We start from the raw sequence: 9,439 nt of genomic DNA, 5'->3' as shown, positions 1-9,439 counted from the left end.
CGAGGTCTGCCATCATCAAGTCCCTCCCGCGCCAGCCTGTGACGCCGCGATAGCGATCGCCACCGGCTGCACCCAAATAGGCATGGCGCTGAGCATGAACGTCTCGCCAGCGGCTGCCAGGAGCAACGTGGTGCCCATGACCTCGCCGATGGCCTGAGCGGCCAGCTTCGGGACGGCATTGCCGATGCGCTCGCGATGCGCGCTATCGTTGGTGCCGTCGAGTAGCGGGAACGCGCTGGCGCCAGTCCGACACTTGTGCTCGTCAATTTCACGCTGGATTTGCGGATCGGTCGACCAGTGCTCGTCCGGATCGATCAGCGATTGCAGCGCCCCGAGTTCCAGCGTGGTGAATGGCCGGTGCCAGGTGCCGTCGAGCGCGCGTATCAGCGCGACCGTTTTCTGGTTCAGCGCAGGCAGCTGCGGCGCTTCGTCGATGCGCGGGTCTGCGATGCTCCAGCGACCATTGTCGTAGCCGGCCGAAGCGCTGACGGCGCCACTTTGCCCATCCCATGGCAACACGCCGTAATGGCCGCCGGTCAGGAATGCATCCCCTTTTTGGCGATTGATCGCACGCGGATCGGCGACGCAGAATGCACCCTGGCCGGTCGTGCTGCCGGCGATCACGGTGCCGGCCGCCTCATCGAACGGCGTGACCAGATACTTGCCCGCGCCTTCGAAGCCGGTGCTCGATCGTGGGTCGGCCACGGCGTAGGCGCCCTGGTCGTCGCCACCGATCACGGTACCGGTGCGCTTGTCCCAGCGGGTCACCGCGTATTTGCTGAACATCGGGCCGGCAGGTGGGCGCGGATCTGACACACCGCCGCCACTGGTTGGCTTGAAGTCACCGGTGACCGTGCCGGATGATTTATCCCATGCGGCGACGCGGTAGACGTTGCTGTGGCGCTCTCCAGCTGCCCGAGGATCAGCAACGGAGAACCCGCCTTGGATGGGAGACCGCTGGCCGGTGATCGTGCCGGTGGGTTTTGCCCAATCACGTACGCCGAGCTGACCATAATCGCCCTCGTTGACATATCGCGGGTCGGCGACCGAGTAGGCGCCCGTGGTCGGCGTGCCGCGTCCGGATACGGCGCCGACATGCTCGCCCCAGGCGTTGACGCCGAGGTAATCGTGACTGCGCTCGGGCAGGATCAGGTATTCGCTCAGGTGCCCGTCCTCGACGGCCAGCTTGTTCAGGCTGCGCCAGTCGCTGCCGGCCTCGACGAAAGCCAGTCTTACCCACGTTTTCCACTGCAGACGTGGGATGCGATGCATCGGCCCGCCAGCGGCATCGCCAGGGAACGGCATGCGGCCCAGCACGTCGCCGACGGCGCGCAGGCGCTTACGCTCTGGCTCATAGAGGAATGGTGGCACTTTTTCCATATGGCGCGCTACGAGCAGGAACCGCTTGCGGCTTTGCGCGAGGCCGCCCAGCTCGCCGCAGTCATGCGTTGTCTCAGCTACGGCGTAGCCGAACTGCTGGAGCAGCTGGTTGATCTGGTCCAGCAGGTGCCGGCCGCGCGTGGCCAGGCGTGGCACGTTCTCGAACACGATCAGATCGACAGGGTTGTCGGCCCAGGCCTCGCACATCAGCCAGATGCAGCGCAGCGTCAGTTCGTTCAACGCCTGGTATTTGGCCGTCTTACTCAATGTTTCGCTCAGCAGACCGCTGGCACCCTTGCATGGAGAGCTGATGAATACGATGTTCGGCGATTCATTGCCGGCCGCTCGGCGGATATCGACGGCGGCGGCCTCGCGCCAACCTGATGGCGGCTCTTTGCCATGAAAGGCCGTGTATTGGGCGCGCGTGAACAGATCCATAACGGTGCCAGGGCGGCCAGGACCGGCGCGGTCGAAATCACGGATCGCGGCAGGATCATTGTCGATGCCGCCGATGCAGCGCAACGTCGCGGCCATATTGCCCACCTGTGGCTGGGCGGCATTGAAGCCTTGCTTCCCACCGCCAAGGCCGCAGCAAAAGTGAAAGTGGCGAAATTCTTTGGTGATGGTGATGAGGTCGCGCTTCATGGACGCACCTCCGCAGCTGGCCGGCGAACGACCACGACAGGCATTGCGCCCACCGTGCCACGAAAGTGTGGCGCGGCCACCTGGCCAGCCTGTTCGGGCTCGGCGCCCAGCAGCGCCGCGCGCGCAGCGTCTTTCAGCACGTAGCGAATACCCACCAGGCGTACATTGCCCTGGATGAAGCGCGAAAAGATCATGCGCAGGCGGTGCTCCATGCCCGCCGCTTCAATATCGAAGCCAGCGCGCTCGCAGATTTGGTAGAAGGTGCCAGGCCCGGCCAGCATCGCCTGCAGCAACCCATACGAGCGGGAACCCTGTTTCGGGAGCGTGACGCCAGTTCGGCGGCGCTTCGTCTTATTTACGCTAAAAGCTGGGCGCGCGCGATTGTCAGCTTGGCCAGTCACAATGCCACCTCCGCCAGGACGGAATCGCGCCACTTCACTTGCTGAATGGGCGTGCCGCTGGAGTGCGCCTTGCCGGTGTCCGCCACGAAGGCATGAGCGCGCCCCTTCTCCGTCGGCACCCAATGGCCGGCGATGCTCTCTTGCAGGCCGGCCTGCACCAGCAGCTGGTTGAATGCCTTGCCGCTCTTAACGAAGCGGCTGCCCAGTTCGGTCGGGGTGTAGTAAATCTCCTGGCTGGGAGTGGCCAGGTGCTTGCGCTCCATCAGCTGCAGCATATTGACGCCGGTCAGGGCGGCCGTGCCCTGGTTCGCGCTGATGGCCGCGGCGTTCTTGTCGAGGCCGATCAGACGCGCGATGCCGAAGATGGCGCGGAATTCTTTGGCGGGGGAGATCACGCTGGGCTTCGGCGCAGCGACTGGCGCTTGGCCGGTGGCAACGGCATCGAAAGTGCGGATCACTTCTAGATGGAACTTGGGACTGATCCACATGGCGTAGGCGTAGACCAGCTCCTTGCAGACGTAAGTTCCGCCCGTCCGGCCTTCGGATTTAACTACAGGAATTCCCGTAGTTTCCAATTCCGTAACAAGCTCCTTGGTTTGCTGATTAATCAGCCACGCGGATGGCTCGTGACGGCGCTCGCCGCCGGCCGCTTGGTGCAAGTCGTTCAAGCGAAAACGGCCAGCCTGATCTGTCGCAATGGCTGTATTCGCAATGCTGATGCTTTTCTGTTGTACAATTTGGCTCATAAATTCTTTCGGGATTTATAGCGTTTCAAGGAAGCCAGCCTGCCAGCTGGCTTTTTTTATTGGTTGGCGTTCTGGTCTTTGAGCATTGCTTCGTAGTGCTGGCGCGTCCGGATGTGGCCAGGATCGACTGGCAGCGTGTCGTCGTTGGGCTCTTGCTGGGCGTGGCCACCCTGCTCGCCCGGCGCCGCACTGGGGCCGAGTTCCGGCCGCAATGCCGCCCAGGTCAAGCCGCCACCTCGGCGCGCGCGATGCGCTTGAGCTCGCTGATCGACACGTCGAACACCTCGTGCATGCGGATCAACAACGACGCGCCGACCGGCAGGCGGCCGTGGCGAATCTTGGAAATCACTGGTGGCGCCACTTCCAGCGCGCGGGCCAGAGCAGCGTCGTTCTTTGGGCCTTTGGCCAGCAGCATGTCGAGCAAGTCGTTGTTGCCATCGGCGTTGTTCAGCGAGCCATACGGCGTAATTGCAGTTGTTTGCGTCATGTCATATTCCATATTGATGGTGATTAAAGTGGCCGATTCCGGCCATGCGATGCTGTAGGGTGCCGGTTCGTTATGGCGGTTCGCGCCGCGGCACCTCGTATTTCTTCGCCACCCTATCGGTGGCATCGCGCCATTTCTGGCGCGCTTCCTTGTGCGCGGCCTTCGCCGCACTCTCGCCCTCCCCGTCCTTCGCGCCCTGCAGGTCTTTCTCGGCTTGGCGGTAGATCATCGAACGCTGAAAGACCAGCTCCTTCTCCTCGGCTGTCACATCGGCCCGTTTATTCAATAGCTGCCTCCATGCCGTTAAACCCGCATCCGCACGACGCGCGGGATGACGCCAAAGCACGGGCGCGGCGCCGGGATAAACTGGGCCCTGCTATTTATTGATTTGGGCCTAGCCCCGCTCGAAAACGGCGGCGTATCATTCCGTTTCGGCCTGGCATCCAGGTGATTGCGGATGATCACGATCGTGCATTCGTTCAGCACGTCACTGACGCTCTTGCGCATCGCCGTGCACGCGCTTTGCAGATCAGCCTTGTTGTCTTCGGTGATGTAGCCCTTGACGAGTGCGGTACGTTTTTGCTTCTGTTTCATGTTTTCTCCTGGTGGTCGGTGTTACAGGGTTTGGGTACTGCGAAAAATAGGCAGAAGTTGCCAACGTGTTAAATTTCTATTCCTGCATGTCAATTCACAGGAAAGGCAACCTCCATGGAAAACGAAACTTATGTGGTAAGGCTCGCTCTGGATGCGAACGCTCCGGTGCCTTGGCCTAAAGCCGTGCCAGCGCCTGCTGTTGGCGACAAAATAACTGGCTTAATCCACGGCCTCACAGTCAATGGGACGGTGGTCGAACGTGAATGGGGTGTCGACTTCGCACCTGGAAAAGCGGTGATTGCCTCTGTGCTGACGATCACTGTGGAATCTCAATCAGTAGCGCAACCAAAACCGGCAACAGGCCACCCGCCGAAACCTTGACGGCATTCGAGCGCGGCGGGGAAATGGGGATCAGGCGGATCATTGCTTGGCGCCCTGGTCTATGCCGACGGCGGCCCGCGCAGGCACGGTGTCGAAGATGGCGTTGGTAGTGGGCGGTTGGCGGCCGGCGTGGCCTGGCGCTGGAACCAGATCGGTGGCGCGGCGCGGCGCTACCTCATGGCTGGGCACCCAGATATCGGGCCGGAGATCGCATAGAGTGAGCTTCGGCTCAGCTGCGACAAGCTTCTTGCAAAGCTCGGGGCCCGCCCGGCGATGGCCGCCACCAATCAGGTAGAGGTATGCAACCGAAGTGCCCGCGACGTCGGCCAAGGTCTTGCGGTCGCAAGGAGCGGCTTGCTTGAGGTAATTTTTCATATCCATTCCGCGACTTTACCATAAAGATAAACTTTATGCGGAATTTTGTTTATCTTTTTGGTTGTTTATCTTTTTGTTAAATTAGAAGACCATCACGCGATGACCAGAGAAGAAATCAGACGAGAAAATGCCCGCAGCCTTGCCGACCTCGCAGGTGGCCAAGTGGAATTCGGCCGCGCCCTCAACATGGTTCCTTCGCAGGTAAGTCAGATAATTGGCAAGACGCCAATTAAGAACATTGGGAATTCCATCGCCAAGCGCATCGAACAAGCGTTTGAGAAACCGGCTGGCTGGCTCGACGTTCTGCACAACGATATTGAGAACGCTGACGCAGGGTCGGCTTTAGATGCCAGGCCTGTGACTGGCGACGATGATATGGCTCCCGTAATGGTGTCCATCCGCATGGTTCCTGAGCACCTTCGGGCTGGAATCACGGGCTTTGAAACCGATCATCTGTTTGAGGATGGTGGTCACTTGCATGTGCCGCGCCAGTGGCTTGAAGAGAACGACCTCACGCCCGATCAGCTTCGAGCTATCAAGGTCAAGGGTGACAGCATGGTGCCCATGTTGTATGCGGGAGACGTGGCGGTCGTCAACATCAAAGATAAAAGCCGTGTCAGTGGCGGCGTGTTCGCCTTGAATTACAAGGGCGAATCGGTGGTCAAGCGCCTACGCTATGACCGACGCGAGTGGTATTTGACTTCTGAAAATCCCGACTTTCGCGAAGAGCCGTGCAGGACTGGCGACTGCAATGTAATCGGCCGCGTCGTTCGTTTCGAGCCTCGTAATTTCAAAGACAGACTTTAGAGCTATCGGAAAGTAGTACATGTCACTTACAGCATGCAAGGAATGCAAGAAGGAAGTTTCGTCAAGAGCAAAAAACTGCCCTCACTGCGGAATTAGCAACCCAGGACTGAAAAAAACGGAAGTGGTAGCCGGGCTAGTTGTTCTAGCCACCCTTATAGGTGGGATCGCCTACGGATGTGCTCCCGACAAAGAAAAAATGGCCGCTGAATCTGCAGTGGCCACCGCAAAAAAAACTAAAGTTGATGCCGATACGAAAGCTCTAGCTGCCGCTCTAGATGCCAAATGCATGGCAGATCTTCAGTGCTGGGGCGATAAGCATATCGCGAGCGCAAGCATCTATTGCAAGCGTGAAATCGAAAAACTCGCTCACTACAGTGTTAAATGGACAGACACGATGCTTGAAATGAAATTCAGCAGATTCGCATGGCTCGACAAACCCAACGGCGCCATTACCTTTGTTGGAGATAAGATTCAGTTCCAGAATGGCTTCGGAGCCTACCAAGATTCAATTTATGAGTGCGACTTCCAACCTGATGGGAACGTTGTGCTAGGCGCGAGGGCGGAGCCAGGGAGGCTATAGTTACAATGGGTAAATTACCGTCAAACAATACAGACTTATACCCCCTTCAGGGTATGCGGCACGTGAAGTAGTGCAACAATTCGTTAGATTTCCTGTTGATATTTTTACATATAATTGGCGAGCGCAACGGCACGCCTCTATGCCGCACCAGGAATAAAAATGAAAACAATATTGGTTGCAGCACTGGCACTCTCTCTTACCCTTCCGGCCTCTGCGCGCGGTGGCCACTCAGCCGGCCATGCCAGCCCATCCGGCCATACTGCAAAAGCCGCGACTGGCACTGGCGCGAAAGCTGCCCACGAACATGTGGGCGGCTACACAAAAAAGGATGGTACTGTAGTCAAAGGTCATGATCGCTCGACCAAAGACGGCACCAAAGATAATAACTGGTCCACCAAGGGCAATTCAAATCCTGAGACCGGCAAGCCTGGTACAAAATAAGCTCGATCAGCAAGCAGCTTTGCACACCACAGCTACTACGTAGCGTGCAATAGATTTCAAATAATAAAATCACCTCGAAGGCAAAATGAAGAATTTCATCTTTATTGCCATAGTCGTTTCAGCCGCATTGACAGGCTGCGGTGGGGGCGAAGTTGATAGCGGCTCTGTCAAATGCAAGGACGGGTGGATATCACCATCAAAAGACAAGCAAGGGGCTTGCTCGTCGCATGGCGGCGTGGCCTGATTTTCATTTCCGATCACCACGAAGACCAAGCCCGCAGCGCGCGGGCTTTTTTACGCCTAGAGCCATGGTGATCACTTCCATCTTCATAGCGTTCGAAGCATAATGCACTCATGCAACTCTGTTCCGCTATTATCAATATCAAGAAAATTCAGTTTGCCGTGGTCCAGGTTGAGCCTGAGCACACTTGGCCGACGACTGGGCCCACCATGCTGGCGCGAGCGCAAAAGGTCTTCCCCACCCTCCCTATCTTGTTGTTGTCACCACGCATCGGCGGGTTTTCACGAAGCTTCGCTACCTTCGATATCGCGCCGGTAATCCATCTAATAAATGCCGACGAGATACCTTGGCGAGCCTATGGCCCGCCCTTGCCCTCTGCCCTACCCTTCTAGCAGTCGCTGAATGAGCCCCGAAGTCGGGGCTTTTTTTCGTCCATGCATTCCTCGCCACCATCCTTGAGCACAAATAATTAATCTTTTTGGTAAATAACGCTTGATACATGTTTATCTTTTTGGTAAAGTTCATTCATTGAACAGCAACCACCGGAGCAAATGATGATCAGGAAAAGTAAGCAGAACTGGGCAATAGGAGCAACGGTCAAAGTCGGCTTCTTAAATGGCTTGCTGGTAGTCGCCGCGGTACCGACTCCAGGTGATTCCGCGCCTGATGCATACGTCCTCTCCCGAAATAACCAGTTCTATTCCTTCGTGCCCCACAACGGCCTTGCAAAGATCGACTCGATCGAAGCCATCGAAATGATTGATGCCGCGAAGCTGCAAGCTGAGCGCGCAACGAGCGCTGCGATGGAAAAAGCGGCCGCCTCGGCGCGCCATATCGAAGTCATCAACAAGCTGATGTTCGCTTAAAGGAGCTGGTCATGTCACGCGCCGAACTAGCAGCACTTGAAGCAGCCCTGATCGCCGCCGGCGAACAAATCCCGGTCGTGCACGTTGCTGCTGCGCGTGCTTAACCACCTTTCACTGGAATACCTCATGCACGCCGACACCATCGCCAAAACCCGCAACTTCCGCAGCGCCGAAGCCTGCAGCGACTTTGCACTCGAACGCGCCTTCGCCCGCTGGGTGGCGGCCCTTGAAATGGCACTGGGCTTCAAGCTCGATGTGTCAGCACTGGAACTCGCCGACGAACTGTTCGCCTCGGACTGGTCTGTCGAGGACGCGGCCGGTGAATTCTCTAAGGCGGCCTGAGATGAGCGCCCGCGACCACGACACCACCCAGCTGCAGGCTGAGCTGGCCCAGGCCGCCGTCACAGCGCCGGTTCAGCGCTTTCACTTCGACGTGACGATTCGCTTTACGGACGGCACCTACCGCAACAAGGTCCGCGCCCGCAATAAAGGCGTCGCCCACGCCATGGCCCTGACGGATGCACGCATGGCCTCGCCCTGCAGCACCTTCTACGGCAAGGAGCTCGGCCACCTGGTCGAGCTGGCCAAGCCGTTGTAACCGGCGACGCGGATTGGGATATGCAAAAGATAGCGGCACCAAAGTGCTGAATCAAAGAATAAGCCGAGGTATCTGATGGACCGAATTGTCGTGAATGGAATCGAGTATATGCGCACCCTGCCACCGGCAAGCGCGGCTCCTGCGGTCAAGCGAATCCCTCAGCCAAAGATGGTTGAGCGCAAATGCAAGTGCTGCCGGTCAAAGTTTTTGGCGCGCGCAGCTGACGTAAAACGGGGCTGGGGTCTGTACTGCTCGAAGTCTTGCAAGGCCATCAGGCAAGAGGCGCGCACCGGGCAATACCAAGCACATCAAGAGCGGCGCGATGGGCATGAGGGTGGCGAATTCACCAACGCGCACCAGTTCAGCAACGAAGAGCACGACTGCAACAAGGATTAAAGCGGTCGCCCGCGCCGTAGTTCAAGGCGGGACAGGCCGGCGGGCCGGATAAATGCCCTGTGGGATCAGCATGCCCCGATTGATCTTCGTGAGGATCAGGCGCCCGGGGAAGCCCGGCGCCACAACCAACCTTGAAGGAAATACAGCATGTCGAATTTCAAAAAAGACCAGAAAGTGAATGTGAAGGGTACGAAAACCGCGCCGCTGCCGCGCCCGGGCAAGTTCGTGAAGACGCACCCCGGCGTCCGCGGCGACTTCCTGGAAGTGCTGCTGGACGGCTCAACGCAAAGCCAACGCTTCCGCCCTTCGCAGGTGACGGCGGCCTAATTTCACCCCGGCCAGTCGCCCTGGCCCGTTTCGCCGGCGTAACCGGCGGCCAACAAGAGAGGCGTTTGCACTATGCAAGCGGGGCCGAGCCGAAAGCAAATCCCGCCGTCTGACCAAACGCCTCCCTTGTTGGCGGCCCACCAGCCGCAGGACTCACACGCCCGATGGATTTTG

The 9,439-nt window shown here is 58.5% G+C and carries 15 protein-coding genes and 1 pseudogene; 8 read left to right on the top strand and 8 right to left on the bottom strand.

Going from position 1 to position 9,439, the window contains the following annotated elements; translation table 11 throughout:
* Nucleotides 1-15 precede the first annotated feature (15 nt).
* The 7 genes and pseudogenes from O3298_RS10500 to O3298_RS10470 all read right to left on the bottom strand — a co-directional run bounded on the left by O3298_RS10500 (nucleotide 16) and on the right by O3298_RS10470 (nucleotide 4,253).
* Nucleotides 16-2,025 carry a DNA cytosine methyltransferase gene (locus O3298_RS10500; RefSeq protein ID WP_305059253.1) on the bottom strand — a complete coding sequence of 670 codons (2,010 nt, stop codon included), beginning with the start codon at nucleotides 2,023-2,025 and terminating at the stop codon, nucleotides 16-18.
* A complete protein-coding gene (locus tag O3298_RS10495; RefSeq protein ID WP_305059252.1) occupies nucleotides 2,022-2,318 on the bottom strand; it encodes a hypothetical protein in 297 nt (98 codons plus the stop codon). The genes O3298_RS10500 and O3298_RS10495 overlap by 4 nt, the downstream gene beginning before the upstream one ends.
* Nucleotides 2,319-2,422: 104 nt before the next feature.
* Nucleotides 2,423-3,172 (bottom strand): KilA-N domain-containing protein, encoded by a 750-nt coding sequence (locus O3298_RS10490; RefSeq protein ID WP_305059251.1) that lies wholly within the window; start codon nucleotides 3,170-3,172, stop codon nucleotides 2,423-2,425.
* A gap of 56 nt (nucleotides 3,173-3,228) precedes the next feature.
* Nucleotides 3,229-3,399, bottom strand: a complete 171-nt coding sequence (locus O3298_RS10485; RefSeq protein ID WP_305059250.1) for a hypothetical protein — start codon at nucleotides 3,397-3,399, stop codon at nucleotides 3,229-3,231.
* A gap of 20 nt (nucleotides 3,400-3,419) precedes the next feature.
* Nucleotides 3,420-3,659 (bottom strand): annotated as a pseudogene (locus O3298_RS10480) (helix-turn-helix domain-containing protein); the annotation flags it as partial.
* Nucleotides 3,660-3,729: 70 nt separating this feature from the next.
* Nucleotides 3,730-3,945 (bottom strand): hypothetical protein, encoded by a 216-nt coding sequence (locus tag O3298_RS10475; protein WP_305059248.1) that lies wholly within the window; start codon nucleotides 3,943-3,945, stop codon nucleotides 3,730-3,732.
* Nucleotides 3,946-3,962: 17 nt separating this feature from the next.
* Nucleotides 3,963-4,253, bottom strand: coding sequence for a hypothetical protein (locus O3298_RS10470; RefSeq protein ID WP_305059246.1), 291 nt, complete (start codon nucleotides 4,251-4,253; stop codon nucleotides 3,963-3,965).
* 114 nt (nucleotides 4,254-4,367) lie between these two features.
* On the opposite strand from O3298_RS10470, the gene O3298_RS10465 reads away from it, so the two are divergent.
* Nucleotides 4,368-4,634: a hypothetical protein gene (locus O3298_RS10465; protein WP_305059245.1), complete on the top strand. Its 267-nt coding sequence runs from the start codon at nucleotides 4,368-4,370 to the stop codon at nucleotides 4,632-4,634.
* 39 nt (nucleotides 4,635-4,673) lie between these two features.
* Here O3298_RS10465 and O3298_RS10460 read toward each other — a convergent pair whose 3' ends face one another.
* The gene (locus O3298_RS10460; protein ID WP_305059244.1) at nucleotides 4,674-5,009 is read right to left on the bottom strand and encodes a hypothetical protein; all 336 of its coding nucleotides are present in this window, start codon (nucleotides 5,007-5,009) and stop codon (nucleotides 4,674-4,676) included.
* Between the two features lie 45 nt (nucleotides 5,010-5,054).
* On the opposite strand from O3298_RS10460, the gene O3298_RS10455 reads away from it, so the two are divergent.
* From O3298_RS10455 to O3298_RS10425, 7 genes are all read left to right on the top strand, one after another.
* Nucleotides 5,055-5,816, top strand: coding sequence for a S24 family peptidase (locus O3298_RS10455; RefSeq protein ID WP_305059243.1), 762 nt, complete (start codon nucleotides 5,055-5,057; stop codon nucleotides 5,814-5,816).
* Between the two features lie 19 nt (nucleotides 5,817-5,835).
* Entirely contained in the window at nucleotides 5,836-6,396 is a 561-nt protein-coding gene (locus tag O3298_RS10450; protein ID WP_305059242.1) for a zinc ribbon domain-containing protein, read from the top strand.
* Between the two features lie 159 nt (nucleotides 6,397-6,555).
* Nucleotides 6,556-6,837 (top strand): hypothetical protein, encoded by a 282-nt coding sequence (locus tag O3298_RS10445; RefSeq protein WP_305059241.1) that lies wholly within the window; start codon nucleotides 6,556-6,558, stop codon nucleotides 6,835-6,837.
* A 792-nt stretch (nucleotides 6,838-7,629) separates the two neighbouring features.
* The gene (locus O3298_RS10440; RefSeq protein ID WP_305059240.1) at nucleotides 7,630-7,944 is read left to right on the top strand and encodes a hypothetical protein; all 315 of its coding nucleotides are present in this window, start codon (nucleotides 7,630-7,632) and stop codon (nucleotides 7,942-7,944) included.
* A 126-nt stretch (nucleotides 7,945-8,070) separates the two neighbouring features.
* Nucleotides 8,071-8,286 carry a hypothetical protein gene (locus O3298_RS10435; protein WP_305059239.1) on the top strand — a complete coding sequence of 72 codons (216 nt, stop codon included), beginning with the start codon at nucleotides 8,071-8,073 and terminating at the stop codon, nucleotides 8,284-8,286.
* A 1-nt stretch (nucleotide 8,287) separates the two neighbouring features.
* A complete protein-coding gene (locus O3298_RS10430) occupies nucleotides 8,288-8,542 on the top strand; it encodes a hypothetical protein (protein ID WP_305059238.1) in 255 nt (84 codons plus the stop codon).
* 543 nt (nucleotides 8,543-9,085) lie between these two features.
* On the top strand, nucleotides 9,086-9,265 hold the full coding sequence (locus O3298_RS10425; RefSeq protein WP_305059236.1) for a hypothetical protein: 180 nt from the start codon (nucleotides 9,086-9,088) through the stop codon (nucleotides 9,263-9,265).
* Nucleotides 9,266-9,439: the final 174 nt, after the last annotated feature.

This window comes from Janthinobacterium sp. SUN137, from assembly GCF_030587265.1.
Classification (GTDB): domain Bacteria; phylum Pseudomonadota; class Gammaproteobacteria; order Burkholderiales; family Burkholderiaceae_D; genus Janthinobacterium; species Janthinobacterium kumbetense.
This window is presented reverse-complemented; position numbering and strand designations above follow the sequence as displayed.

Excerpts from the sequence above, each read along its gene's own strand:
- O3298_RS10500 (WP_305059253.1), bottom strand. The coding sequence starts at position 2,025 with ATGAAGCGCGACCTCATCACCATCACCAAAGAATTTCGCCACTTTCAC.
- O3298_RS10490 (WP_305059251.1), bottom strand. The coding sequence starts at position 3,172 with ATGAGCCAAATTGTACAACAGAAAAGCATCAGCATTGCGAATACAGCC.
- O3298_RS10470 (WP_305059246.1), bottom strand. The coding sequence starts at position 4,253 with ATGAAACAGAAGCAAAAACGTACCGCACTCGTCAAGGGCTACATCACC.
- O3298_RS10465 (WP_305059245.1), top strand. The coding sequence starts at position 4,368 with ATGGAAAACGAAACTTATGTGGTAAGGCTCGCTCTGGATGCGAACGCT.
- O3298_RS10460 (WP_305059244.1), bottom strand. The coding sequence starts at position 5,009 with ATGAAAAATTACCTCAAGCAAGCCGCTCCTTGCGACCGCAAGACCTTG.
- O3298_RS10450 (WP_305059242.1), top strand. The coding sequence starts at position 5,836 with ATGTCACTTACAGCATGCAAGGAATGCAAGAAGGAAGTTTCGTCAAGA.
- O3298_RS10445 (WP_305059241.1), top strand. The coding sequence starts at position 6,556 with ATGAAAACAATATTGGTTGCAGCACTGGCACTCTCTCTTACCCTTCCG.
- O3298_RS10440 (WP_305059240.1), top strand. The coding sequence starts at position 7,630 with ATGATGATCAGGAAAAGTAAGCAGAACTGGGCAATAGGAGCAACGGTC.
- O3298_RS10435 (WP_305059239.1), top strand. The coding sequence starts at position 8,071 with ATGCACGCCGACACCATCGCCAAAACCCGCAACTTCCGCAGCGCCGAA.
- O3298_RS10430 (WP_305059238.1), top strand. The coding sequence starts at position 8,288 with ATGAGCGCCCGCGACCACGACACCACCCAGCTGCAGGCTGAGCTGGCC.
- O3298_RS10425 (WP_305059236.1), top strand. The coding sequence starts at position 9,086 with ATGTCGAATTTCAAAAAAGACCAGAAAGTGAATGTGAAGGGTACGAAA.